This window comes from Acidovorax sp., from assembly GCF_047607405.1.
Lineage (GTDB): Bacteria > Pseudomonadota > Gammaproteobacteria > Burkholderiales > Burkholderiaceae_C > Acidovorax.
Genome location: NZ_JASGDA010000037.1, coordinates 20,976 through 46,458, shown reverse-complemented (window position 1 = coordinate 46,458; position 25,483 = coordinate 20,976). Strand labels below are relative to the sequence as shown.

Below are 25,483 nucleotides of genomic sequence, written 5' to 3'. Positions count from 1 at the left end.
TTTTTTGACCTTTGCGCGCTGGACCGATGCATCAAATGGGCCTGTAGCGCTTATCCATCAAGCGCCAAAAGCTATTTATTTGATAGCACCAGCTCCGCCGCCAGCCACCCGCGCAGGCTGTTCACGAAGGCCCACTGCGCCACGCGCGGCGCGTCTTCCAAACGCAGCACGGCTTCCACCACCCGCCCCTCGCGCAGCGCCACGGCGCGGCCCACGCCGGGCAGCAGGCCCGATGACAGGGGCGGGGTCACCCAGCGGCCATCGATGCAGGCGGCGATGTTGCCGAAGGTGCCTTCGGTGATCTCGCCAGCCTCGTTCCACAGCACGGTGTCGAACACGCCGGAGCCCGGCGCGGGCGCGAAGGCCGCGTAGTGCTCGCGGCGCGTGGTCTTGTAGCGCACGAACTCGCCGTGCGCGGCCTCGAAAGGCTTGTCGGCCAGGCGCAGGCGCACGGGCCCGGCGGTGGGCTGCAGCGCCAACGCCTCGGTGCGCGCGCCGCCGTCGGCGGCCAGCAGCAGGCGCACGCGCCAGTCGCCGGACAGGTGCTGCAGCACGGCGATCTGCAGTTCCTGCCGCACGGCGTGGGCGTTCCAGGGGTAGCCGAAATGCGCCGCCGCATCACCCATGCGCTGCACGTGCAGGTCGGTGTGCTGCAGCTTGCCATCGTGCAGCGCAAGGGTTTCCAGGATTTCGAACGGCATGCTGGCACGCTCCACGAAGGCGCGCTTCGTCGCCCATTCCTGCCATTCTGCCTGCGGTTGGGCGCCCGATGTGATGCCGCTGCCGATGCCGCAGGTGGCGGCATCTGCGCGCAGCACCACGGTGCGGATGGGCACGTTGAAGGTGGCGGCCACGCGGTGCAGGCCGGTGGCGCCGTCCGCCGCGCCGTGCGGCCGCACCACGCCCACGGCGCCGCAGTACACGCCGCGCGGCGCGGGCTCCAGCGCATGGATGAGCTGCATGGCGCGCACCTTGGGCGCGCCGGTGACGGAGCCGCAGGGGAACAGCGCTGTGAACACGTCGGCCAGGGTGGTGCCCTGGCGCGTGCGCGCCCGCACGTCGGATGTCATCTGCCACACGGTCGGCAGTTTTTCAGTGGCGAAGAGCGCGGGCACGCGCACGCTGTGCGGCTGGGCGATGCGCGAGAGGTCGTTGCGCAGCAAGTCCACGATCATCACGTTCTCGGCCCGCTCCTTGGGCGCCGTGCGCAGGTACACGGACTGGCGCGCGTCCTCGCCGGGCGTGGCGCCGCGCGGGGCCGTGCCCTTCATGGGGCGGGCCAGGATGTCGCCGCCTTCTGCGTCTTCGCGCCAGTCGAAGAACAGCTCGGGCGAGACGGAGAGCACCTGCTCATCGCCCGCGTCGATGTGCGCCGCGTAGCCGCCCGGCTGGGCGCGTTGCAGCGCGGCGAACAGGGCGGCGGGGCTGCCTTGCAGCGTGCCCGCCAGCGGCGCGGTGTGGTTGACCTGGTACAGCTCGCCCGCCGCAATGGCCTGCTGGATGCGGGCCAGGGCGGCGTCGAACGCGGCGCGGTCGTGGCCGCCCTGCCAATGCACCTGGGCGCTGCCTTGCTCCACACCGTCAGGCCAGGGGGCGGGCGTCTCGTACACGGCGAACCAGGCCAGCGGGCCGTCGGCGGCGTGTACGCGCAAGGCGGCATCGAACGCGGGCGCGGCCTCGTAGCACACGTAACCCACGCACCAGCGGCCCTGCTGCGCGGCGGCGTACACAGCCTGCAGCACGCCGCGCACTTCATGAATCTCATGCGCCGCCAGCACCTGCAGCGGGGCCGCGAAGGCATGGCGCAGGCGCGGAGCGGCGGGGTCCAGCGGCTGGGTGAAGTCGATGCGGGCCGTGGTCACTTCGCAAATGAAACTGGCCCCTAGCGCTTGTGTGGCAATTGCTAGCAGCTATTGAAAGAGGAGTGATTGATTATCTCCTGGCTTCCATTCACGAAGCCAGGTGGATGCAGGTGCGCTCCAGGATATCCATAACGAACTGCACGTCCTTCTTGTTCAGCGGCTTGAGCATGCGGGCGATCTCGTTGGCGCCTGATTGTGTGGAGCCGCTGACGCGGGGGATGAAGGCTTCGACGGGGCAGTTCAGCGCATTGGACAATTCCACCAGCCGGGGAATGGTCAGCATGACCACGCCGCGCTCCATGCGCGAGACGGCTTCCGGGCCTACGTCCAGCAGTTCGGACAACTGGTCTTGCGACAGCCCGGCCTGCAACCGGCGAGCGCGGATGTGCCACCGTGCGAGGAAAGATGTTCACGGCGGAACTGAGCAACCAAGGGATGTCCGGGCAATGCCGGTGATAACTTGCCGCGTTCGGGCGGGCATGCTAATCTAGTCTGCATGACTAGATTTTCAGAGCTCAGAACCTCACCACCCCAGCGCCCCGCTCCGCCGCCGGGGCATTGGCTGCTTCAAGACGCCAAGGCGCGTTTCAGCGAGTTGGTGCGGCGCGTGCGCAGCGACGGGCCGCAGCATGTGACGGTGCATGGGCGCGATGAGGTCGTGGTGATTGCGGCGGAGGACTTCCGCCGCCTGCAAGGGGAGCGCACGGGCCAGGCGCTGGTGGATGTACTGGCCGCATCGCCCTGCCGGGATGTGGAGCTTGTGGTGGCCGCACCCGTGGCCGCGCCGGTGCGTGACGTGGCGCTGTGAAGGGCTTTCTGCTCGACACCAACGTCCTGTCTGAATTGCGGCGGCCCCGGCCTGAACCCCAGGTGGTGGCTTTTGTCAGCGCGCAGCCGCTGGAGAGCCTGTTCGTCAGCACCGTGACCTTTGCCGAAATCCGCTTCGGCATCGAGCGGGTGGACGACCTGCACAAGCGCGCTGCGCTCACCGATTGGCTGAATCTGCAACTGCGCCCCATGTTCGAGGGCCGGGTGCTGCCTGTGAGCGAAGACGTGATGTTCAAGTGGCGGCTGCTGGTGGAGGAAGGGCGCAGCGTGGGCCATACCTTCCCGCAGCCCGATCTGATCATTGCCGCGACGGCCATGCACCATGGGCTGGCGGTGGTGTCGCGGGATGCGGGCGGTTATGCCAAAACGGGCGTGGCTCTCGTCAATCCTTGGGGCAAAATCGGCCTCTAGCGCTTATCCAGAAAGCGCTGGTAGCTATTGAAAGATGAGCATTTGATCATCACCCGGCCTGCAGGGCATCCAGCCACCGCAGCAGCAATTGGCCGACTGCCTCGGGCTGCTCCATGGTCAGCATGTGGCCGCAGTCGGGTAGCACGTGCAGCTCGGCGCCGTGTACCAGGGCGGCGAGCTCCCGGGAGCATTCGGGCGGCGTGAGCTGGTCGGCTTCGCCGCACACCACCAGCGTGCGGCAGGCCACGCGGGGCAGGTGCAGGCGCGCGTCGGGCCGGTGGATGACGGCGCGGTTCTGGCGGATGAGCTGCGCCGCGCCTGCGTCCAAAACAAAGTCGAGGTACGCCTGCACCAGCTCGGGCCGGGCGGCGTTGGCGGGGTGGAAGGCCAAGGCCACGTTGGGCTCGATCACCTCGCGCACGCGGCCTTGCTCGAACAACGCGATGGCCGATTCGCGCAGGGCGCGCATCTCCGCTGTCTCGGGCCGGGCCGTGGTGCCCAGCAGGGCCAGGCCCGCCAGGCGCCCGGGCGCCTGGCGCGCGGCTTCCATGGCGACCATGCCGCCCATGGATGCGCCCGCCAGCACCAGCGGCCCCGCATGCCGCGCCAGCAGTTGCGCGGCGATGTCCTGCAGCGAGTGCAGCGACGCATCCTGGTGGGCCGTGGCCACCGTGGGCCGCAGCGCGGCGGGCAGCAGGGGCAGCACGCCGCGCCACATGCGGTCGTCGGCGGCCAGGCCGGGCAGGAGCACGAGTTGAGGTTGCAGAGAAAGCATTTAGAAATCACCAATTTGGTGCAGGCTGAAATTCGCCCGCGATGGCTCGGGACTTGCTAGCATGCACCGCATATGCCTATCCATGCCGCACTCCACCACGTCACCCATTATCAGTACGACCGGCCCGTGGGCCTGGGGCCGCAAACCGTGCGTCTGCGGCCCGCGCCGCACTGCCGCAGCAACGTCATTGCGTACTCGCTGAAGGTCGAGCCAGAGCAGCACTTCATCAACTGGCAGCAGGACCCGTTCGCCAACTACCAGGCGCGGCTGGTCTTCCCCGAGAAGACGCGCGCGTTCAAGGTCACGGTGGACCTGGTCGTCGAGATGGCGGTCTATAACCCCTTCGACTTCTTCCTGGAGCCGGAGGCCGAGCACGTGCCTTTCAAGTACCGCAAGGCGCTGCGGCAGGAACTCACGCCCTATCTCTCGCCCGGGCCGATGACGCCGCTGCTCAAGCGCTACCTGGACAAGATCAACCGCCAGATGGGGCAGAAAGGGCAGCGCACCATCGACTTCCTGGTCCAGCTCAACCAGCAGGTGGCGCAGGACATCAAGTACCTCATCCGCCTGGAGCCCGGCGTGCAGACGCCCGAGGAGACGCTGCAAAAATCCAGCGGCTCGTGCCGTGACTCCGGCTGGCTGCTGGTGCAGCTGCTGCGCCACCTGGGGCTGGCGGCGCGCTTCGTGTCGGGCTATTTGATCCAGCTTGCGCCCGACGTGAAGGCGCTGGACGGCCCGAGCGGCACCGAGGTGGACTTCACCGACCTGCACGCCTGGTGCGAGGTCTATCTGCCCGGCGCGGGCTGGATCGGGCTGGACGCCACCAGCGGCCTGCTCGCGGGCGAGGGCCACATCCCGCTGGCCTGCACGCCGCAGCCGTCGAGCGCCGCACCCATCGAGGGCCTGGTGGACGAGGCCGAGGTGGAGTTCGCCCACGAAATGCGCGTGACGCGCATCTACGAATCGCCCCGCGTGACCAAGCCCTACACCGACGACCAGTGGCAGGCCGTGCTGGCCCTGGGCGAGCAGGTGGACGCTGACCTGACGGCGGGCGACGTGCGCCTGACCATGGGCGGCGAGCCGACCTTCGTGGCCGTCTCCGACCGCGACGCGCCCGAATGGAACACCGACGCGCTCGGGCCCACCAAGCGCGGCTACGCCACCGAACTCGTCCACAAGCTGCGTGCCGAATACGGCCAGGGCGGCTTTCTGCACTTCGGCCAGGGCAAGTGGTACCCGGGCGAGCAGCTGCCGCGCTGGGCACTGTCCATCTGCTGGCGCGCGGACGGCCAGCCCACGTGGCGCAACCCCGACCTCTTCGCCGACGAGCGCAACCCCTCGCACTACACCAGCGAGGACGCGCACCGCTTCATCCACACGCTGTCGCGCAAGCTGGGCCTGACGGACCGCTACATCCGGCCCGGCTACGAGGACGTGTTCTATTACCTCTGGCGCGAACGCCGCCTGCCTGTCAACGTGGACCCGTTCGACGCCCGGCTGGACGACGAGCTGGAGCGCGCCCGCCTGCGCCGCGTGTTCGAGCAGAAGCTCGACAGCGTGGTCGGCTACGTGCTGCCGCTGCAGCCGGGCGACGGCATCTGGAGCACGGGGCCGTGGTTCTTCCGCGACGAACGCATGTACCTGGTGCCCGGCGACTCGCCCATGGGCTACCGCCTGCCGCTCGACAGCCTGCCCTGGGTGAGCCAGGCCGATTACCCCTACCTGATTGCGCAAGACCCCACCGCGCCGCTGCAGCCGCTGCCCGCTGCCGACGCACTGCAGGCACGCTACGCGCAGCAGGCGGCGCCGCAGCCCGCGCAGGCGCGGCGCGTGTTCCAAACCAGCCACAGCGGCCCCGCGCCCGCGCAGCCCGCGCGCTTCGCATCGGCCCACGACCTCACCCGCACCGCGCTGTGCGTGGAAGCGCGCGACCCGCGCCGCGCCAACGGCCCCAAGGCCGAGCAGCAGGGCGAAAAGTCCGGCGTGCTCTACGTCTTCATGCCCCCGCTGGCGCGGCTGGAGGAATACCTGGACCTGCTCGCCGCCGTCGAGGCCACGGCCGAGGAGCTGGGCGTCAAGATCGTGCTGGAAGGCTACCCGCCGCCGCGCGACGCGCGCCTGAAGCTGCTGCAGGTCACGCCCGACCCGGGCGTGATCGAGGTGAACATCCACCCCGCCAGCCACTGGAACGAGCTGGTGCAGCACACCGAGTTCCTGTACCACGCGGCCTGGGAGACGCGCCTGTCGGCCGAGAAGTTCATGACCGACGGCCGCCACACCGGCACCGGCGGCGGCAACCACTTCGTGATGGGCGGGGCCACGCCCGCCGACTCGCCCTTCCTGCGCCGCCCCGAGCTGCTGGCCAGCCTGCTGCTGTACTGGCACAACCACCCCAGCTTGAGCTATCTGTTCAGCGGCCTGTTCATTGGCCCCACCAGCCAGGCGCCGCGTGTCGATGAAGCGCGCAACGACCAGCTGTACGAGCTGGAAATCGCCCTGCGCGAAATCCGCGAGAACCGCGCCCGCTACGGCCAGGACATGCCGCCCTGGCTGGTGGACCGCACCCTGCGCAACATCCTCATCGACGTGACGGGCAACACCCACCGCAGCGAGTTTTCCATCGACAAGATGTACTCGCCCGACTCCGCCACGGGCCGCCTGGGCCTCCTGGAGCTGCGCGCCTTCGAGATGCCGCCGCACGCCCGCATGAGCGTGGTGCAGCAGTTGCTGCTGCGCGCCCTCATCGCCCGCTTCTGGAACGCGCCGTACGCAGCCCCCGCCGCCCGCTGGGGCACCGAGCTGCACGACCGCTGGATGCTGCCCGCCTTCATCCAGCAAGACCTGCACGACGTGCTGGCCGAGATGAACGCGGCGGGCTACGCCTTCGACCCGGCATGGTTCGCGCCGCACTTCGAGTTCCGCTTCCCGCTCATCGGCGCGGTGCAGTCCATGGGCATCGAACTGACCCTGCGCAGCGCCCTGGAGCCCTGGCACGTGATGGGCGAGGAAGGCGCCGTGGGCGGCACCGTGCGCTACGTGGACTCGTCGCTGGAGCGCATCGAGGTGCGCGTGACCGGCCTCAACGAAAGCCGCTACGTGGTCACCGTGAACGGCGAGCCCCTGCCCCTGCAGCCCACGGGCACGCAGGGCGAGTTCGTCGCGGGCGTGCGCTACAAGGCGTGGAACCCGCCCAGCGCCCTGCACCCCAGCATCGGCGTACACGCGCCGCTCGCCTTCGACATCGTGGACACCTGGATGAACAAGTCGCTCGGCGGCTGCCAGTACCACGTGGCGCACCCGGGCGGGCGCAACTACACCACCTTCCCGGTCAACGCCTACGAGGCCGAGAGCCGCCGCCTGGCGCGCTTCTTCCGCATGGGCCACACGCCCGGGCCGCTGTCCGTGCCGCCCGCCACCATCGCGCTGCCGGGCAGCCGCGAATTCCCGTTCACCCTGGACCTGCGGCGCAAGATGAGACCTTGAGTACATTTGGCCGGTGGACACTGCCCCCCAAACCCCCGACTTGCCAGAGACCGCCGCCAGCCTGGCGTCCGCACTGGCGCCTTCCGCCGCGCCCGGGCACTTTGACGAGCTGCGCGGCGCTGCCGCCCCGGATGCTCCTTTTTCCATAGCTGCCAGCCCAGGTCTGGCAAGCGCCTGGGGCACTTTTTTCGATAATCTGGGGCCAGAGGGCTTCCAGGACCTGGATCGCCGCACGCAGATCCTGCAGCGCCAGGTGCGCGACAACGGCATCACCTACAACGTCTATGCCGACGCGGGCGGGCCGCAGCGGCCCTGGTCGGTGGACCTGTTCCCGCTCATCCTCTCGGCCGCCGACTGGGCGCGCATCGAAACCGGCGTGCTGCAGCGCGCACGCCTGCTCGACAGCGTCATGGCCGACGTGTACGGCCCGCAGGACCTGCTGCGGCACGGCCTGCTGCCCAGCGCGCTGGTACACGGCCACCCCGGCTACCTGCGCGCCATGCACGGCGCCAAGCCCGTGGGCGGCACGCACCTGCACATCGCCGCCTTCGACATGGCCCGCGACGCACAGGGCGACTGGTGGGTGGTCACCCAGCGCACGCAGGCGCCGTCGGGCCTGGGTTACCTGCTGGAAAACCGTTTGCTCATCTCGCGCCTGTTCCCCGAGGCGTTCCGCCGCATGCAGGTGCAGCGCCTGGCCGCCACCTACAGCGCCCTGCTCGACGGCCTGCGCCAGATGAGCCCGGAAGGTGCGCAGGCGCGCATCGTGCTGCTCACGCCCGGGCCGTACAACGAGACGTACTTCGAGCACGCCTACCTGGCGCGCTACCTGGGCCTGGCGCTGGTGGAAGGCAGCGATCTCACGGTGCGCGACGACCGGCTGTACCTCAAGACCCTGCACGGCCTGCAGCCCGTGCATGGCATCCTCAAGCGCCTGGACGACGAGTTCCTCGACCCGCTGGAGCTGCGCAGCGACTCGCGCCTGGGCGTGCCCGGTCTGCTGCAGGTCATCCGCGCGGGCAACGTGCTGGTGGCCAACGCGCCCGGCTCGGCCTTCCTGGAGTCGTCGGCCTTGCTGGGCTTCATGCCCGCGCTGTCACAACATTTGCTGGGCGAGGAGCTGTCCCTGCCGTCGCTGCCCACCTGGTGGTGCGGCGAGCGCACAGCCATGCAGGACGTGCTGCCCCGGCTGGCGCACAGCGTCATCCGCCCCACCTGGCCCGGCGGCCGCCAGCAGGCACCGGTGCTGTGCGGAGCGCTGTCGCAACTGGAGCTGGGCGAATGGTCCAGCCGCATCGCGCGCCAGGGCGACGAATACACGGTGCAGGCCCACTTGCCGCTGTCGCAGATGCCCACGTGGCGAACCAGTTTGCAGGGCAGCCAGCGCGGCAGCCACATCGAGCCGCGTTCGGTCATGCTGCGCGTGTTCGCGGTGAGCGACGGCCCGCGCTCCTGGCGCGTGCTGCCGGGCGGACTGGCGCGCATCGCGACGGACGACCGCGAGATCGCGTCCATGCAGCGCGGCGGCAGCAGCGCCGACGTGTGGGTGCAAACCAGCGGCCCCGTGGACACCACCACCTTGCTGCCCCCGCGCCAGGCCGCGCCCGCCGCCGTGCAGCGCAGCCGCCAGGTGACCAGCCGCGCGGCAGAGAACCTGTTCTGGCTGGGCCGCTACACCGAGCGCACCGAGAACACCACGCGCCTGGCGCGCATCGCGCTGCAATGCCTCAACGGCGAGGACCAGACCTCGCAGCCGCTGCTGGCCTGGCTCTCCGCCCTGGCCAGGGAGCAAGGCATGGTGCTGCCCGGTGTGCCCCCCGCCACCCAGGCCCGCCGCGTGTTCGAGCGCGCGCTGATCGCAGGGCTGGCGGGCGACGAACAGGCCACCAGCGTGGGCTACAACCTGCGCGGCGTCCTGGGCGCTGCGTCCGCCGTGCGCGACCGGCTGTCGCAGGAGTACTGGAACCTCATCGTGCGCGCCGAGGCCGACTTCTTCACCCACGCCCCGGGCGGCGACGCCAGCGAATATTCGCCGCTGGAGGCGCTGCGCCTGCTGGAGTCGCTCATCGGCCGCATGGCGGCCATGACCGGCGAACAGACCGACCGCATGACGCGCGACGACGGCTGGCGCATGCTGTCCATAGGCCGCCACCTGGAACGCCTGGGCTTCCTGGCCGGTGCGCTGGCGCAGGGCCTGGCCACCGGCGCCGTACACGACGAGGGCGGCTTCGAGGCCCTGCTGGTGCTGTTCGACAGCACCATCACCTTTCACGCCCAGTACCAGCAGCGGCGCGACCTGCCCGCGCTGCTCGACCTGCTGGTGCTGGACCCCGACAACCCGCGCTCGCTGGCCTGGGTGGCCAAGACCCTGCTGGGGCGCATCGCCAAGATCGAGGCCGCCGCCGGTGCGCCCACCGAGACGGCGACCACCGCCATTCCCGCCATCGACCTCACGCTGGACGCCCTGTGCGCGCAGGACGCCCAGGGCCGCCACGCCGTGCTGGCGCACCACCTCGCGGCCTGCACGCAGGGCGTGTGGCAACTGTCGGACACGCTGGCGACGCGCTACTTCACCCATTCCGCCGACGCCACGCGGCACAGCGTGGGGGCTTGAAACCATGCGCCTGCGCGTCATCCACGAGACCACCTACCACTACACCCCGGCGGTCAAGAACGCCCTGCACCTGGCCCACCTGCGCCCCCGCAGCGACGGCGCGCAGCAACTGCTGTCCCACACGCTGCAAATAGAGCCCAAGCCGCTGCAATGCGATGTGGCCGAAGACGTGTTCGGCAACACGCGCGCCTGCTTCAGCCTGCCTTTCACGCACGCGCTGCTGCACGTGCGCGCCGAAAGCCTGCTCGAAACCCTGGCGCCCCCCGCCCCGCCCCCCGGCCCGCCGTGGGAAGCCGTGCGCGAGAGCCTGCGCTACCGCCGTGGCGCGCCCTACGAAAGCGCGGCGGAATTCGCTTTCCCCTCGCCCTACGTGCCCCGGCACGACGACTTCGTGGCCTACGCCCGGCCCAGCTTTGCGGCAGGCCGCCCGCTGATGGACGCCGCGCGCGACCTGATGTCGCGCATCCATGCCGACTTTGAATACGCCGCGCAGGCCACGGACGCCAGCACGCCCGCCCTGGAATCGCTGCGGCTGCGCCGGGGCGTGTGCCAGGACTTCGCCCACGTCATGATCGGCTGCCTGCGCGGCATGGGCCTGGCCGCGCGCTACGTCAGCGGCTACCTGCTCACCGAACCGCCCCCAGGCCAGCCCCGGCTGGTGGGGGCCGACGCCTCGCACGCCTGGGTGTCCGTGTGGCTGCCGGGCGAGCCGGACGGCGAATGGTTCGGCCTGGACCCCACCAACGACCGTGCGGCGGGCGCGGACTACGTGACGCTGGCCCTGGGGCGCGACTTCTCCGACGTGTCACCACTGCGCGGCGTGATCCACGGCGGCGACCACCACGTCCCGCACGTGGCCGTGACCGTCGAGCCCGTGGCGGGGCCGGTTATGGTCAAAAACAGCCTCTAGCGCTTATCCAACAAGCACTTGTAGCTATCAAATTTGAGAGATCAGCGCCCGCACGGCGCGCGGGTAGATCACGTGCTCCTGCGTGAGCACGCGCGCCGCCAGCGTCTCGGCCGTGTCGCCCGGCAGCACGGGCACCACGGCCTGGTCGAGGATGGGGCCCACGTCCAGCTCCGCCGTCACCTGGTGTACCGTCACGCCCGCGAACTTGCAGCCCGCGTCGATGGCGCGCTGGTGCGTGTGCAGGCCCGTGAACGCGGGCAGCAGCGAGGGGTGGATGTTGACCAGCCGCCCCGCGTAGCGCGCCACGAAGCCGGGCGTGAGGATGCGCATGAACCCGGCCAGCACCACCAGCGCGGGGGCGTGCCGGTCGATGAGCGCCGCCAGCGCCTCGTCGAACGCCTCGCGGCTGGCAAAGCCCTTGTGGTCCAACACCTCGGTGGCGATGCCCTGCTCCTTCGCAAAGACCAGTCCGCCCGCGTCGGCCCGGTTGCTGACGACCGCCACCACGCGGGCGCCGTGGCGCTGGGCCCAGTTCTCCTGCTGCGCCGCGCGCACGATGGCCGCCATGTTGGAGCCGCCGCCAGAGATCAGAATCACGATGTTTTTCATTTGCCGCGAATTATCCCCGCCGTGCCCGCCAGCCTGTGCGCCCAACCGGGCATGTCGCCACCCGGACAGAAATAAAAGAACGCCCGTGCTGCAATCGGGCACTTCACTGGAGACACACCGACCATGGATCTCACCTTCACCCCCGAAGAGCAGGCCTTCCGCGAAGAAATTCGCGCCTGGGTCCGCGCCAACCTTCCCCCCGAAACCGCCCACAAGGTCCACAACGCCCTGCGCCTGACCCGCGACGACCTTCAGGGCTGGGCCAAGATCCTCGGCAAGAAAGGCTGGCTGGGCTTTGGCTGGCCCAAGGAGTTCGGCGGCCCCGGCTGGACCGCCGTGCAAAAGCACTTGTTCGAAGAAGAATGCGCGCTGGCCGGTGCGCCGCGCATCATTCCCTTCGGCCCCGTGATGGTGGCGCCCGTCATCATGGCCTTCGGCAACAAGGAGCAGCAAGAGCGCTTCTTGCCCGGCATCGCCAGCGGCGAAGTCTGGTGGAGCCAGGGCTATTCCGAACCCGGCTCGGGCTCGGACCTGGCATCCGTCAAGACCCGCGCCGAGCGCGTGGGCGACAAGTACATCGTCAACGGCCAGAAGACCTGGACGACCCTGGGTCAGCACGGCGACTGGATGTTCAACCTGGTGCGCACCAGCAACGAGGGCAAGCCGCAGACCGGCATCTCCTTCCTGCTGCTGGACATGAAGTCGCCCGGCGTCACGGTGCGCCCAATCAAGCTGCTCGACGGCGAGTGCGAGGTCAACGAAGTCTTCTTCGACAACGTCGAGGTGCCCGCCGAGAACCTGATCGGCGAGGAGAACAAGGGCTGGACGTACGCCAAGCACCTGCTCTCCCACGAGCGCACCAACATCGCCGACGTGAACCGCAGCAAGCGCGAGCTGGAGCGCCTCAAACGCATCGCCAAGGCCGAAGGCATGTGGGACGACCAGCGCTTTCGCGACCAGATCGCGCTGCTCGAAGTGGACATCGTCGCGCTCGAAATGCTGGTGCTGCGCGTGCTCTCCGCCGAGAAGAGCGGCAAGAACTCGCTGGACATCGCGGGCCTGCTCAAGATCAAGGGCAGCGAGATCCAGCAGCGCTATGCCGAGCTGATGATGCTGGCCGCAGGCCCCTACAGCCTCCCCTTCATCGAAGAGGCGATGGCCGCTGGCTACCAGGGCGTCTTCCCCGGCGGCTCCGTGGCGAACGCGCCGCTCGCCTCCACCTATTTCAACCTGCGCAAGACCACGATTTACGGCGGCTCCAACGAAGTGCAGCGCAACATCGTGGCGCAAACCGTGCTGGGCTAAGGAGATACAGACATGGATTTCGATTTTTCCGACGACCAGCAGCAGCTGCGCGACGCCGCCCGCAAGTGGGTCGAAAAAGGCTACACGTTCGAACGCCGCCGCGGCATCGTCGCCGCGGGCGGGTTCGACCGTGCCGTGTACACCGAACTGGCCGAGCTGGGCCTGACGGCCCTCACGGTGCCCGAGGAGCACGGCGGCATGGGCCTGGGCGCCATCGACGCGATGGTCGTCATGGAGGAGCTGGGCCGCGGCATCGTGATGGAGCCGCTGTCCCACGCGTTCATCGCCAGCAGCGTGCTCACGCAGTACGCCCCCGATGACGTCAAGGCCGCCTGGCTGCCCCGCATCGCCAGCGGCGAAGCCCTGGTCGTGCTCGCCCAGGTGGAGCGCAAGGCGCGCTACAAGCTCGACGTGTGCGAGACCAAGGCCACCAAGAACCACTCGGGCTACGCGCTCACGGGCATCAAGAACATCGTGCCCGCCGGCGACAAGGCCGACGCCTACCTGGTGCCCGCCGAATTCGACGGCAAGCTCTGCATGTTCCTGGTCGAGCGCAGCGCCGGCGGCGTCACCACGCGCGGCTACCTCACCCAGGACGGCAGCCGCGCCAGCGACCTGCGCCTGACCAACACCCCCGCCACCCTCGTCACCACCGACGGCCTGGCCGCCCTGGAGCTGGCCGTGGACACCGGCATCGCCGCCCTGTGCGCCGAAGCCGTGGGCGTGATGGACAAGACCGCCGCAGCCACCTTCGACTACCTGAACCAGCGCAAGCAGTTCGGCGTGCCCATCGCCAGCTTCCAGGCGCTGCGCCACCGCGCGGCCGATCTGAAGATGCAGCTGGAGCTGGCCCGCTCGATGAGCTACTACGCAAGCCTCAAGCTCGGCGCCCCCACCGAAGAACGCCGCCGCGCCATCGCCCGCGCCAAGGTGCAGCTCGGCCAGTCCATGCGCTTCGTGGGCCAGCAGGCCGTGCAGATGCACGGCGGCATCGGCGTGACGGACGAGTACATAGTGAGCCACTATTTCAAGAAGCTCACGCAGCTCGAAATGACGTTTGGCGACACGCTGCACCACCTGGGCGAAGTCAGCGAGCGCATGCAGGACACGGCGGGCGTGTTCGCCTGAGCGACCCGCCTCCACCGCAAAAAGCCCCGCAGGCCCAGCGCCTTCGGGGCTTTTTATCGCTTCAATGTGAAAAACTGTCACGACTCCCGCTGCGGCACCCGACGGCCCGCCGGGCATGCATACTGGGCCTTTCGTTAGGCACCACGGCAAGAGGACACTCGCATGAACACACAGCAATCCATGGTCGATGACCTGCTGGGCCAGCTCCAGGGCGCCCCCATGCAGCAGATGGCGCAGCAGCTCGGCGCCGACACCCAGCAAATCCAGTCCGCCGTCGGCGCCGCCCTGCCGCTGCTGCTGGGCGCGCTGGGCCACAACGCATCACAGCCGCAAGGCGCAGCCGCCCTGTTCGGCGCGCTGGAACGCGACCACAGCCAGGCCATGCCCCAGGGGCTGGGCGGCCTGGGCGACCTGCTGGGCTCCGTGCTCGGCGGCGGTGGCGGCAGCCGCAGCGGCGGCCTGGGCGACGGCGCGGCCATCCTGGGCCACATCCTCGGCGGCAACCGGCAGCGCGCCGAAAGCCAGCTCGGCCAGGCCACCGGCCTGGGCGCCAACGCGGGCCAGCTGCTCGCCATGCTGGCGCCCATCGTCATGGCCTACCTGGCCAACCACGTCAAGTCCGGCAACCTGGACGCCTCCGCCCTGGGCCAGACCCTGGGCCAGGAGCGCGCCCAGGTGCAGCAGCAAGGTGGCCTGGGCGGCGGCCTGCTGGGCAGTCTGCTCGACCAGAACGGCGACGGGCAGCTCGACGCGGGCGACCTGTTCAAGCTGGGCGCGGGGCTGCTGGGCGGGCGGCGCTGAACCAGCCCTTCTCCGTCAAAAAAGAAACCCCGCGTCCAGTCAGCTCAACAGCCGCGACGACCGGGGCACGTGCGCCATCAGAAACTCCATCTGGTCGGCCAGGATGCGCCGGTTGCGCAGGATGAAGTCTTCCCACAGGCTGGGCACGTAGGGGGCGTAGAGCAGCGGCATGTGCGCCTGCTCGGGCGTGCGCGGGCCCTTGCGGTGGTTGCAGGGGCGGCAGGCGGTGACGACGTTCATCCAGTGGTCCTGCCCGTTGCGCGCGAAGGGCAGGATGTGCTCGCGCGTGAGGTCGTCCTCATGAAAGCGCCCGCCGCAGTAGGCGCAGACGTTGCGGTCGCGCGCGAAGAGCTTGGCGTTGGTGAGGCCGGGCTTGAGGTCGAACGGGTTGATGCGCGGCACGCCCTTGGTGCCGATGATGCTGTTGACCGCGATCACCGACTGCTCTCCCGTGATGGCGTTGTGCCCGCCCCGGAACCGCGCGACCTGGGCGCCCAGCTCCCAGCGCACCTCGCCCGCCGCGTAGTGCGTGACGGCCTGCTCCAGCGAAATCCACGATTGCGGCAGCCCCTGGGCCGACAGCTTCAAGACTTTCACGAAACGCCTCCTGTGAATGGGAACGCTGACGCACAATATACACTTTTCATATGAAATAAGCCTCCAGCGCTTGATGGACAAGCGCAGGCAGCTATAAAACAAGAAGCACCCAATGAAGATTTTCCGTGGCTTCAACCACCCTGGCGTGGCGCGGGCCTGCGCCCTCACGATCGGCAACTTCGACGGCGTACACCGGGGCCACCAGGCCATGCTGGCGCTCTTGAACGGCGAGGCGCAGCAGCGCGGCGTGCCGAGCTGCGCGCTGACCTTCGAGCCGCACCCGCGCGACTACTTCGCGGGCCGGCACAAGCGCCCCGAGCTGGCCCCCGCCCGCATCGGCACGCTGCGCGACAAGCTCTGCGAACTGGCGCGCTGCGGCGTGCAGCAGGCCGTGGTGCTGCCGTTCAACGAGCGGCTCGCGGCGCTGCCGCCCGAGGCGTTCATCGACGAGGTGCTGGTGCGGGGCCTGGGCGCGCGCTACGTGCTGGTGGGCGACGACTTCCGCTTCGGTGCGCAGCGCGCGGGCGACTACGCGATGCTCGACGCCGCCGGAGGCGAGCGCGGCTTCGACGTGGCGCGCATGAACAGCTACGAGGTACACGGCCTGCGCGTGTCCAGCTCCGCCGTGCGCGAGGCCCTGGCGCGTGGCGACATGGACGCCGCCGCTCGCCTGCTGGGCCGCCCCTATGCCATCAGCGGCCACGTGGTGCATGGGCGCAAGCTGGGGCGCGGCCTGGGCTTTCGCACGCTGAACCTGCGCTTTGCGCACTGGAAACCCGCCGCCAGCGGCATCTTTGCGGTGCGGGTGCATGGGCTTGCCGATGAACCCTTGCCCGGCGTGGCCAACCTGGGCGTGCGCCCTTCGCTGGACCCTGCCGACGTGAACGGCGGGCGCGTGCTGCTCGAAACGCATTGCCTGGACTGGCCCGCCCACCTGGGCGCCGAGGGGGCCTACGGTAAAATCGTGCGCGTGGAACTCCTGCACAAACTGCACGACGAGCGCAAATACGACAGCCTCGACGCCCTGACCGCTGGCATCGCCCGCGACTGCGACGACGCCCGCGCGTACTTCGCATCCACCCGCCGCCAGACCACGCGCGACCGAATTTGACGCGGCGCCTGCTGCCGCCGTCTCTCAAACGCTCCTGATTCAATAGCTGCTCGCGCCTGTTGCAAGCGGCCCACAAGGTCTTTTATGTCTGAAAAACCCACCCCCGCCAGCGGCTACCGCGCCACGCTGAACATGCCCGACACGCCCTTCCCCATGCGCGGCGACCTGCCCAAGCGCGAGCCGGGCTGGGCCCAGGAGTGGGACGACAAGGGCATCTATAAAAAGCTGCGCGACGCGCGGCGCAATGCGCCCAAGTTCATCCTGCACGACGGCCCGCCGTATGCCAATGGGCAGCTGCACATCGGCCACGCGGTGAACAAGATCCTGAAGGACATGATCACCAAGGCGCGCCAGCTCGAAGGCTTCGACGCGCTCTACACCCCCGGCTGGGACTGCCACGGCCTGCCCATCGAGAACGCCATCGAGAAGCTGCATGGTCGCAACCTGCCGCGCGACGAGATGCAGGCCCGGGGCCGCGCCTTCGCCACCGAGCAGATCGCGCAGCAGATGGCGGACTTCAAGCGCCTGGGCGTGCTGGGCGAATGGGACAACCCCTACAAGACCATGAACTACGCGAGCGAGGCGGGCGAGCTGCGCGCGCTCAAGAAGGTGATGGAGCGCGGCTTCGTCTATCGCGGCCTCAAGCCCGTGTACTGGTGCTTCGACTGCGCCTCGTCGCTGGCCGAGTTCGAGATCGAATACGCGGACAAGGGCAGCCAGACGCTGGACGTGATGTTCCCCGCCGCCGAGCCGGACAAGCTCGCCGCCGCGTTCGGCCTGCCCGCTTTGGCCAAGCCCGCCTTCGCCGTGATCTGGACGACCACCGCGTGGACCATCCCCGCCAACCAGGCGCTGAACGTGAACCCCGCGCTGGAGTACAGCCTGGTGGACACCGAGCGCGGCCTGGTCATCGTGGCGAGCGCGCTGGTGGACAAGTGCCTGGAGCGCTGGGGCATCACCGGCAGCGTGGTCGCCACCGCCGTGGGCGCCAGGCTCGACCACATCAATTTCAAGCACCCCCTGGCCCAAGCCGACAAGGGCTACGACCGCTTCTCGCCCGTCTATCTGGCCGACTACGCCACGGCGGACGACGGCACGGGTATCGTGCATTCGTCGCCCGCGTATGGCGTGGACGACTTCAACTCCTGCGTGGCGAACGGCCTGAAATACGAGGACATCCTGAACCCCGTGCAGGGCAACGGCACCTACGCGGCGGACTTCCCGCTGTTCGGCGGCCAGCACATCTGGAAGGCCGTGCCGGTCATCATCGACGCGCTCAAGGTCGCGGGCCGCCTGATGGGCACGCAGGCCATCACCCACAGCTACCCGCACTGCTGGCGCCACAAGACGCCCGTGATCTACCGCGCCGCAGCGCAGTGGTTCGTGCGCATGGACGAGGGCGAGGGCGTGTTCACCGACCCGGCGCAGAAGCCCGCGCAGACGCTGCGCCAGATCGCCTTGGATGCCATCGAGCACACGCGCTTTTACCCCGAGAACGGCAAGGCCCGCCTGCGCGACATGATCGCCGGGCGGCCCGACTGGTGCATCTCGCGCCAGCGCTCGTGGGGCGTGCCGATCCCGTTCTTCTTGCACACCGATTCGGGCGAGCTGCACCCGCGCACGATGGAAATCATCGACCAGGCGGCGGACATCGTCGAACAAGGCGGCATCGAAGCCTGGAGCCGCGTGACGGCGGAAGAAATCCTGGGCGCCGAGGACGCCAAGCACTACACCAAGAGCACCGACATCCTCGAAGTGTGGTTCGACTCCGGCTCCACCTTCTGGCACGTGATGCGCGGCACGCACGCGGGCATGCACCACGACGAAGGCCCCGAGGCCGACCTGTACCTGGAAGGGCACGACCAGCACCGGGGCTGGTTCCACTCATCGCTGCTGCTGGCCTCGGCCATCTTCGGGCGCGCGCCTTATCGCGGGCTGCTCACGCACGGCTTCACCGTGGACGGCCAGGGCAAGAAGATGAGCAAGTCGCTGGGCAACACCGTCTCACCGCAAGAGGTGAGCGGCAAGCTGGGCGCGGAGATCATCCGCCTGTGGTGCGCGTCCACCGACTATTCGGGCGACCTCGCCATCGACGACAAGATCCTCGCCCGCGTGGTGGACAGCTACCGCCGCATCCGCAACACGCTGCGCTTTTTGCTCGCCAACGTGAGCGACTTCGACCCCGCGAAGGACGCCGTGCCGTTTGCGCAGATGCTGGAGATCGACCGCTACGCGCTCTCGCGCGCAGCGGCCTTGCAGCAGGACATCCTGGCGCACTACAAGGTGTATGAATTCCACCCCGTGGTCGCCAAGCTGCAGCTCTACTGCTCCGAGGATTTGGGCGGCTTCTACCTCGACGTGCTCAAGGACCGGCTCTACACCACTGCGGAGAAGAGCCTCGCGCGCCGCAGCGCCCAGACCGCGCTCCACCAGATCACGCACGCCATGCTGCGCTGGATGGCGCCGTTCCTCTCGTTCACGGCGGAAGAAGCCTGGAAGGTGTTCGGCACGTCCGACACCATCTTCCTGGAAACCTACCAGACCATCCCCACGGCCGACGAGGGCCTGGCCGCCAAGTGGGAGCGCCTGCGCGCAATCCGCGACGCGGTGAACAAGGAGATCGAGGCCGTGCGCGCCACCGGCGCCGTGGGCTCGTCGCTGCAGGCCGTGGTCACGCTGGCGGCAGCACCCGAGGACCACGCGCTGCTCGCCAGCCTGGGCGACGACCTGAAGTTCGTGTTCATCACGTCCGCTATTGAATTGGTAGCTGGTAGCGCCCTCCAGATAAGCGTCAGAGCCAGTTCTGACACCAAATGCGAGCGCTGCTGGCACTACCGCCCCGAGGTGGGCCAGGACGCCGCCCACCCCACGCTGTGCGGCCGCTGCACCAGCAACCTGTTCGGTGCGGGCGAGCCACGGGAGTTTGCATAAATGGCGCGCACGTCCTCCTCTGCTCCCGGCATGTGGCCCTGGCTGGGCTGGGCCGTCGTCGTCCTGATCCTGGACCAGTTCACCAAGACGCTGATCCTAGGCTACTACCAGCTGGGCGACGCCACGCCCGTCACCAGCTTCTTCAACATCGTGCGGGCGCACAACACGGGGGCCGCGTTCTCGTTCCTCGCCGACGCGGGCGGCTGGCAGCGCTGGCTGTTCACGGGCATCGGCGCGGCGGCCACCCTGTTCATCGTGTGGCAGCTGCGCGCGCACCCGGGGCAGAAGATGTTTTGCTTCGCCCTGTCGAGCATCCTGGGCGGCGCGGTGGGCAACGTGGTGGACCGCATGATGCACGGCTACGTGGTGGACTTTCTGGACTTCCACGCGGCGGGCTGGCACTTTCCGGCGTTCAACATCGCCGACTCGGCCATCACCATGGGGGCGGCCTGCCTGATCCTGGACGAACTGCTGAGGGTGCGGCGCGAGCGGTAACGCTGCTATCGAATCGGGAGTATGCTTCTGTGTCAGTTTTGTGACACAAGAACCTCTCTCCGATCCTGCATGAAACACCTCTTGAACCTGCTGGCAGCCGTGGCGCTGCTGGTCTGGGGAACGCACCTCGTGCGCACGGGCGTGCTGCGCGTGTTCGGCGCCAAGCTGCGCGCCATCCTGGCCCGCAGCATGGGCAACCGCTTCACGGCGGCGCTCACGGGCATGGGGGTGACGGCGCTGGTGCAGTCCAGCACGGCCACCTCGCTCATGACCTCGTCCTTCGTGGGCCAGGGGCTCATCACCCTGCCCGCCGCGCTGGCGGTGATGCGCGGCGCGGACGTGGGCACGGCGCTGATGTCGGTGCTGTTCTCGTTCGACCTGTCGTGGCTGTCGCCGCTGTTCATCTTCGTGGGCGTGGTGCTGTTCATATCGCGCCAGGCCACCACCGCCGGGCACCTGGGGCATGCGCTCATCGGCCTGGGGCTGATGCTGCTGGCGCTGGAGATGGTGGTGCAGGCCAGCGGCCCCATGCTGGCCTCGCCCGTCATCCGCGCCATGCTGGGCTCGGTCAGCAGCGACATCGTGATGGAGATCGTGCTGGGCGCGCTGCTGGCGGTGCTGGCTTATTCCAGCCTGGCCATCGTGCTGCTGATCGCGGCCATGGCCGCCTCCAGCGTGGTGCCGCTGGACGTGGCCCTGGGCCTGGTGCTGGGCGCCAACCTGGGCAGCGGCCTGCTGGCGGTGCTGACCACCGCCAAGTCGGCCATCGAGGTGCGGCGGGTGACGGTGGGCAACATGGTCTTCAAGCTGCTGGGCGTGCTGCTGGTGGCGCCCTTCATCGGCCTGTGGCTGCGCCACGTGCAGCCCTACATGCCGGGCACGGCCCAGGGCGTGGTGCTGTTCCACCTGGGCTACAACGTCATCATCAGCGTGGGCTTCATCGGCTTCACGCAGTGGGTGGCGCGCTGGGTGGCGCACCTGCTGCCGCAGCCCACGGGCGCGCAGGACCAGCGGCCGCACCACCTCGACCCTTCGGCCCTGTCCACGCCGTCGCTGGCCATATCGTGCGCGGCGCGCGAGGCGCTGCACCAGGCCGACGTGGTGGAGACCATGCTGCGCGGCGTGCTCGACGTGATCAAGAAGAACGACCTGCAATTGGCCGAGCGCCTGCGCAAGATGGACGACGAGGTGGACGGGCTGTACTCGTCCATCAAGTACTACCTGACCAAGATCTCGCGCGAGGCGCTGGGCGAGGCCGAGAGCCGCCGCTGGACGGACATCATCAGCTTCACCATCAACATGGAGCAGGTGGGCGACATCATCGAGCGCGTGCTGATCGACATCGAGGACAAGAAGATCAGGAAGGGCCGCCAGTTCTCCGAGGCGGGCATGGACGAGATCAACGAGCTGCACGCGCGCCTGATCGACAACCTGCGGCTGGCGATGAGCGTGTTTTTGAACGGCAACGTGCGCGACGCGCAGAAGCTGCTGGAAGAAAAGGCGCGCTTTCGCGACCTGGAGCGCGCCTATTCGGCCACGCACCTGGCGCGGCTGTCGGACAAGACGGTGCAGAGCATCGAGACGAGTTCGCTGCACATCGACCTCATCAGCGAACTCAAGCGCATCAACTCGCTGCTGTGCTCCGTGGCCTACCCCATTCTCGAATCGGCGGGGGCGCTGGCGCCCAGCCGGCTGCGGCCCACGGTGGATCAGGTTTAAGGTCTTTTTGGCCGCCAGCGCTTATGCAGCAAGCGCAGGCAGCTATCAATCAAGTAGCATCCTCGCCGTCCACGTACTGCTGCAGCCCCTGCACCAGAGCGTCGAACGCGCGCTTGCAGCGGGGGCTGGCGCGCAGGTCCTCGTGCATCACCACCCAGGTGTCCAGCCCCAGCGCGAACTCGCCGGGCAGCAGGCGCACCAGCGCCGGGGCGCGCCGCGCCAGCCGCGTCTGGCACACGCCGATGCCGCCGCCCGCGCGGATGAAGGCCAGTTGCGCCAGGTCGCTGTCGCTGCGCACGGCGAAGTGGTCGCGCAGCCAGGCGGGCACGGCTTTTTGCGCCGCGCGCACGAAGGGCGTTTCGGTGTCGAAGCCGATCAGCCGGTGGTGCCGCAGCTCCGCCAGGGCGGCGGGCGTACCGTGCGCCTGCAGGTAGCGGGGGTGGGCGTGCAGGCCCAGTTCCACGCGGCCCACGCGCCGGGCGACCAGGGCGTCCTGCCGGGGCTCGGTCATGCGGATGGCGATGTCGGCCTCGCGCTGCAGCAGGTCCTGCACGCGGTTGCTCAACACCAGCTCCACCCGGAGCGCCGGGTGTACGTCCTGCAGCCGCGCCAGGATCGGCGGCAGCACCTCGGCGCCCATCACCTCGCTGGCCGTGACGCGCACCGTGCCGCGCACGCCGTCGCCATGGCCGCTGGCGGTGCGCACCAGGGCCGCCGCCGAATGGCCCATGGCCTCGGCGTGCGGGCGCAGCGCCAGCGCCGCCTCGGTGGGCAGCAGGCCCTGCTGCGAGCGGGTGAACAGCGCCAGGCCCAGGGCCTGCTCCAGCGCGGCGACGTGGCGGCCCACGGTGGGCTGGGTCACGTCCAGCGCGCGGGCCGCGCCGGACAGCGAGCCCTCTTGCAGCACGGCCAGGTAGGAGCGCACCAGCTCCCAGCCGATGCGCGGGTTGTCCAGGGTTTGAGTCATACATAAATGTATAGCTACGCGGCGATTTTCAGCAATTCCATTGCACGGCCAACGCGCCGACACTGCCAGGCATCGCAACCCCCTTCAGAAAGCAATCCATGGCAAACGGCAACAACAGAAAGGTCCTGGTCCTCGGCGCGACCGGGGGCATCGGCGGCGAGGTGGCGCGGCAACTGCGCGACCAGGGCTGGGACGTGTACGCGCTGCACCGCCACGCGGCCCCGGGCGGCGAGCGGCGCGACGGCATGGCCTGGGTGCGCGGCGACGCCCTGCGGCGCGAGGACGTGGTGGCCGCCGCCCAGGGCTGCGACGCCATCGTGCATGCCGTCAACCCGCCCGGCTACCGGCGCTGGAGCGAACTGGTGCTGCCCATGATCGACAACACCATCGCGGCCGCCACGGCGGCGGGCGCCACGGTGGTGCTGCCCGGCACGGTCTACAACTACGGGCCCGATGCCTTCCCGGTGCTGCGCGAGGATTCCCCGCAGCGCCCCCGCACCCGCAAGGGCGCCGTGCGCGTGGAGTTGGAGCGGCGTTTGCAGCAGGCGGCCGATGCGGGCGGCTGCCGCATGATCATCGTGCGGGCGGGCGACTTCTTCGGCCCCCAGGTGGGCAATAGCTGGTTCGCACAGGGCCTGGTCAAGCCCGGGCGGCCCGTCGCCACGGTACTCCAGCCCGGCCAGCCGGGCGTGGGCCACCAGTGGTCGTACCTGCCCGACGTGGCGCGCACCATGGTGCTGCTGCTGGAGCGCCGCGCCGCCCTGCCCGCCTTCGCGCCCTTCCACATGGCCGGGCACTGGGACGCGGACGGCACGCAGATGGCCGCCGCCATAGTCCGCGCCGTGGTGCGCAGCGGCGGCGCGCAGCCCCGGGTGCGCGCGTTCCCGTGGTGGCTGACCGCGCTGGCCGCGCCGCTGGCGCCCACCTTGCGCGAACTGCGCGAGATGCGCTACCTGTGGCAGCAGCCCGTGGGCATGGCCAACGACGCCCTGTGCGCCGTGCTGGGCGCGGAGCCGCACACGCCGCTGGACGAGGCCGTGCAAACCACGCTGCAGGGCCTGGGCTGCCTGCCTGCACCTGCGGCTACAGCCCCAGGAACGCCGCGATCACCAGCCCGGCTTCCAGCGTGAACAGGCCCTGCGCCACCTGCTCGCGCACGGCAGTCATCGGCAGCAGGTCGAAGCGCTCCACCTCGCCGTCCTGGTTGCACGGCTCCATGCCGTGGGGCACCTCGGCGCGGAACCAGTCGATGCGCTCGCGCATATAGCCCGCGCCGCCGCCCTCGCGGCTGGGGCGGCTGAAGTCCACGTGGCCGCCGTGCCGCAGGTCCGCCAGCGCGTCCACGTGCAGGCCCGCTTCTTCCCAGGTCTCGCGCGCCAGGGCGTCGTGCAGGGAGTCGGCAGCCGGGACCATGCCGCCCATCAGCGTGTCCCACAAGCCGGGGTCGGTGGGCTTGGTCAGCGAACGCTTTTGCACCCACATGCGGCCATCGGGCGCCAGGCCCACCAGATGCACGGCCCGCGTGGCGATGCCCAGCACGCGCACCGCGCCGCGCTCCACGGTGCCGATCACGTCGCCCGCCGGGTTGCACACGGCCAGCTGCTCGTTGCGCCAAGGGCCGCACAGGCCCTGCGCGTGCAGGGCGGCGGCCAGGGCGTTCAGGGCCTCGGTGGCGGCCTCGGGCGGCACGTCCAGGCACCAGGATTGCTCGTTTTTTGATAGCTGCCAGCGCTTGTCCAATAAGCGCTGGAGGCCGATTTGGCTTAAAAACCCGTCTTCCACCGAGCCCACTTCGTGCCCGACCACCACGAGCGGCTGGCGTGGCCGCGCGGGGGGTTGGCGGGCGGATTGCCGGGCCTCGGCCAGCCAGCGGTCGAAGCCCGTCACAGCGTGAGGATGGTGGAGCCGGTGGTCTTGCGCGCTTCCAGGTCGCGGTGGGCCTGCTGCACCTCGGCCAGCGGGTAGCGCTGGGCGATGTGGATCAAAACCCGCCCGCTGGCGACCACGGCGAACAGATCATCCGCCATGGCCTGCGTGGCCTCGCGCGTGGCGATGTGGGTGAACAGCGTCTGGCGCGTGACGTAGAGCGAGCCCTTGCCGCCCAGCACGCCGGGCGCGAACGGCGGCACGGGGCCGGATGCGTTGCCGAAGCTCGCCATCAGGCCGAAGGGGCGCAGGCAGTCCAGCGACTTGTCCCAGGTGTCCTTGCCCACGCTGTCATAGACCACCTTCACGCCCTTGCCCCCGGTGATCTCCTTCACGCGGGCGGCGAAGTCCTCTTGGGCGTAGTTGATGGCGTGCGCCGCGCCGTTGTCCAGCGCCAGCTGGCACTTGGCGTCGCTGCCCGCCGTGGCGATGAGCGAGAGGCCCAGGGCCCGGGCCCACTGCGTGGCGATCAGGCCCACACCCCCGGCGGCGGCGTGAAAGAGCACGTGGTCGCCCGGCTGCAAGCCTTCCACGGGCAGGGTTCTTTTCAGCAGGTACTGCGCCGTCAGGCCCTTGAGCATCATGGCCGCGCCGGTCTCGAAGCTGATGGCGTCGGGCAGCTTGCACACGCATCGGGCGGGCATCACGCGCGCCTCGCAGTAGGCGCCGGGCGGCTGGCTGGCGTAGGCGGCGCGGTCGCCGGGCGCCAGGTGCGTGACACCCTCGCCCACGGCCTCAACCACGCCTGCGGCCTCCATGCCGATGGTGGCGGGCAGGCTCAAAGGGTACAGGCCCGTGCGGTGATAGACATCGATGAAGTTCAGGCCGATGGCGCGGTGGCGGATGCGGATTTCGCCCGGGCCGGGTTCGCCCACCGCGACATCGACGAGGCGGAGTTCTTCGGGGCCGCCGGGCTGGCGGATCTGGACGGCGAGGCTCATGGCAACAGGGCTCCAAATGAAACAGAAACGGCGGCCATCCTGCCACGAATCCGCCATTACAGTCGGGAGC

21 protein-coding genes are annotated in these 25,483 nt (G+C 69.3%); 13 read left to right on the top strand and 8 right to left on the bottom strand.

All coding sequences use genetic code 11. The features are described 5' to 3' along the window. Positions 1-71: 71 nt before the first annotated feature. The gene (gene pabB / locus QM569_RS04620; RefSeq protein WP_414986052.1) at positions 72-1,862 is read right to left on the bottom strand and encodes an aminodeoxychorismate synthase component I; all 1,791 of its coding nucleotides are present in this window, start codon (positions 1,860-1,862) and stop codon (positions 72-74) included. 88 nt (positions 1,863-1,950) lie between these two features. Further along, positions 1,951-2,247 (bottom strand): helix-turn-helix domain-containing protein, encoded by a 297-nt coding sequence (locus QM569_RS04615; protein ID WP_414986072.1) that lies wholly within the window; start codon positions 2,245-2,247, stop codon positions 1,951-1,953. Between the two features lie 111 nt (positions 2,248-2,358). Here QM569_RS04615 and QM569_RS04610 point away from each other — a divergent pair, with 111 nt between their 5' ends. Both QM569_RS04610 and QM569_RS04605 read left to right on the top strand, forming a co-directional pair. After that, positions 2,359-2,670 (top strand): type II toxin-antitoxin system Phd/YefM family antitoxin, encoded by a 312-nt coding sequence (locus QM569_RS04610; RefSeq protein ID WP_414986051.1) that lies wholly within the window; start codon positions 2,359-2,361, stop codon positions 2,668-2,670. After that, positions 2,667-3,101, top strand: a complete 435-nt coding sequence (locus QM569_RS04605; RefSeq protein WP_414986050.1) for a type II toxin-antitoxin system VapC family toxin — start codon at positions 2,667-2,669, stop codon at positions 3,099-3,101. Before QM569_RS04610 ends, QM569_RS04605 begins: the two co-directional genes overlap by 4 nt. A 49-nt stretch (positions 3,102-3,150) precedes the next feature. On the opposite strand, the gene QM569_RS04600 is transcribed toward QM569_RS04605, so the two are convergent. Continuing rightward, a complete protein-coding gene (locus QM569_RS04600) occupies positions 3,151-3,876 on the bottom strand; it encodes an alpha/beta fold hydrolase (protein WP_414986049.1) in 726 nt (241 codons plus the stop codon). 72 nt (positions 3,877-3,948) lie between these two features. On the opposite strand from QM569_RS04600, the gene QM569_RS04595 reads away from it, so the two are divergent. Genes QM569_RS04595 through QM569_RS04585 form a run of 3 tightly spaced genes read left to right on the top strand, consistent with a single transcriptional unit; the run spans position 3,949 to position 10,883 of the window. Continuing rightward, positions 3,949-7,359: a DUF2126 domain-containing protein gene (locus QM569_RS04595; RefSeq protein WP_414986048.1), complete on the top strand. Its 3,411-nt coding sequence runs from the start codon at positions 3,949-3,951 to the stop codon at positions 7,357-7,359. 13 nt (positions 7,360-7,372) lie between these two features. After that, positions 7,373-9,973, top strand: a complete 2,601-nt coding sequence (locus QM569_RS04590) for a circularly permuted type 2 ATP-grasp protein (RefSeq protein WP_414986047.1) — start codon at positions 7,373-7,375, stop codon at positions 9,971-9,973. Between the two features lie 4 nt (positions 9,974-9,977). Beyond that, positions 9,978-10,883 carry a transglutaminase family protein gene (locus QM569_RS04585; RefSeq protein WP_414986046.1) on the top strand — a complete coding sequence of 302 codons (906 nt, stop codon included), beginning with the start codon at positions 9,978-9,980 and terminating at the stop codon, positions 10,881-10,883. Between the two features lie 27 nt (positions 10,884-10,910). Here QM569_RS04585 and purN read toward each other — a convergent pair whose 3' ends face one another. Then, positions 10,911-11,492, bottom strand: a complete 582-nt coding sequence (gene purN / locus QM569_RS04580; RefSeq protein ID WP_414986045.1) for a phosphoribosylglycinamide formyltransferase — start codon at positions 11,490-11,492, stop codon at positions 10,911-10,913. 123 nt (positions 11,493-11,615) lie between these two features. On the opposite strand from purN, the gene QM569_RS04575 reads away from it, so the two are divergent. The 3 genes from QM569_RS04575 to QM569_RS04565 all read left to right on the top strand — a co-directional run bounded on the left by QM569_RS04575 (position 11,616) and on the right by QM569_RS04565 (position 14,726). Further along, a complete protein-coding gene (locus QM569_RS04575; protein ID WP_414986044.1) occupies positions 11,616-12,797 on the top strand; it encodes an acyl-CoA dehydrogenase family protein in 1,182 nt (393 codons plus the stop codon). Positions 12,798-12,809: 12 nt separating this feature from the next. After that, complete coding sequence (locus QM569_RS04570; protein ID WP_414986043.1) at positions 12,810-13,925, top strand: acyl-CoA dehydrogenase family protein; 1,116 nt, start codon at positions 12,810-12,812, stop codon at positions 13,923-13,925. 162 nt (positions 13,926-14,087) lie between these two features. Beyond that, positions 14,088-14,726, top strand: a complete 639-nt coding sequence (locus tag QM569_RS04565) for a DUF937 domain-containing protein (RefSeq protein ID WP_414986042.1) — start codon at positions 14,088-14,090, stop codon at positions 14,724-14,726. 39 nt (positions 14,727-14,765) lie between these two features. Here the strand turns inward: QM569_RS04565 and QM569_RS04560 are convergent, their stop codons facing one another. Next, positions 14,766-15,323 (bottom strand): HNH endonuclease, encoded by a 558-nt coding sequence (locus tag QM569_RS04560; RefSeq protein ID WP_414986041.1) that lies wholly within the window; start codon positions 15,321-15,323, stop codon positions 14,766-14,768. Positions 15,324-15,435: 112 nt separating this feature from the next. Between QM569_RS04560 and QM569_RS04555 the strand changes: the two genes are divergently transcribed. From QM569_RS04555 to QM569_RS04540, 4 genes are all read left to right on the top strand, one after another. After that, positions 15,436-16,434 carry a bifunctional riboflavin kinase/FAD synthetase gene (locus QM569_RS04555; RefSeq protein ID WP_414986040.1) on the top strand — a complete coding sequence of 333 codons (999 nt, stop codon included), beginning with the start codon at positions 15,436-15,438 and terminating at the stop codon, positions 16,432-16,434. Between the two features lie 84 nt (positions 16,435-16,518). Then, positions 16,519-19,365 carry an isoleucine--tRNA ligase gene (gene ileS / locus QM569_RS04550; RefSeq protein WP_414986039.1) on the top strand — a complete coding sequence of 949 codons (2,847 nt, stop codon included), beginning with the start codon at positions 16,519-16,521 and terminating at the stop codon, positions 19,363-19,365. Further along, complete coding sequence (gene lspA, locus QM569_RS04545; RefSeq protein WP_414986038.1) at positions 19,366-19,860, top strand: signal peptidase II; 495 nt, start codon at positions 19,366-19,368, stop codon at positions 19,858-19,860. Between the two features lie 69 nt (positions 19,861-19,929). After that, positions 19,930-21,579, top strand: coding sequence for a Na/Pi cotransporter family protein (locus tag QM569_RS04540; RefSeq protein WP_414986037.1), 1,650 nt, complete (start codon positions 19,930-19,932; stop codon positions 21,577-21,579). Between the two features lie 49 nt (positions 21,580-21,628). Here QM569_RS04540 and QM569_RS04535 read toward each other — a convergent pair whose 3' ends face one another. Further along, a complete protein-coding gene (locus tag QM569_RS04535; RefSeq protein ID WP_414986036.1) occupies positions 21,629-22,546 on the bottom strand; it encodes a LysR family transcriptional regulator in 918 nt (305 codons plus the stop codon). A gap of 98 nt (positions 22,547-22,644) precedes the next feature. On the opposite strand from QM569_RS04535, the gene QM569_RS04530 reads away from it, so the two are divergent. Beyond that, on the top strand, positions 22,645-23,676 hold the full coding sequence (locus QM569_RS04530; protein ID WP_414986035.1) for an NAD-dependent epimerase/dehydratase family protein: 1,032 nt from the start codon (positions 22,645-22,647) through the stop codon (positions 23,674-23,676). Here the strand turns inward: QM569_RS04530 and QM569_RS04525 are convergent. Together QM569_RS04525 and QM569_RS04520 are read right to left on the bottom strand one after the other, a co-directional pair. Continuing rightward, a complete protein-coding gene (locus tag QM569_RS04525; protein WP_414986034.1) occupies positions 23,630-24,433 on the bottom strand; it encodes an NUDIX hydrolase in 804 nt (267 codons plus the stop codon). The two genes, QM569_RS04530 and QM569_RS04525, sit on opposite strands and share 47 nt — an antisense overlap. Further along, positions 24,430-25,413, bottom strand: coding sequence for a quinone oxidoreductase family protein (locus tag QM569_RS04520; protein ID WP_414986033.1), 984 nt, complete (start codon positions 25,411-25,413; stop codon positions 24,430-24,432). The genes QM569_RS04525 and QM569_RS04520 overlap by 4 nt, the downstream gene beginning before the upstream one ends. Between the last annotated feature and the right edge of the window lie 70 nt (positions 25,414-25,483).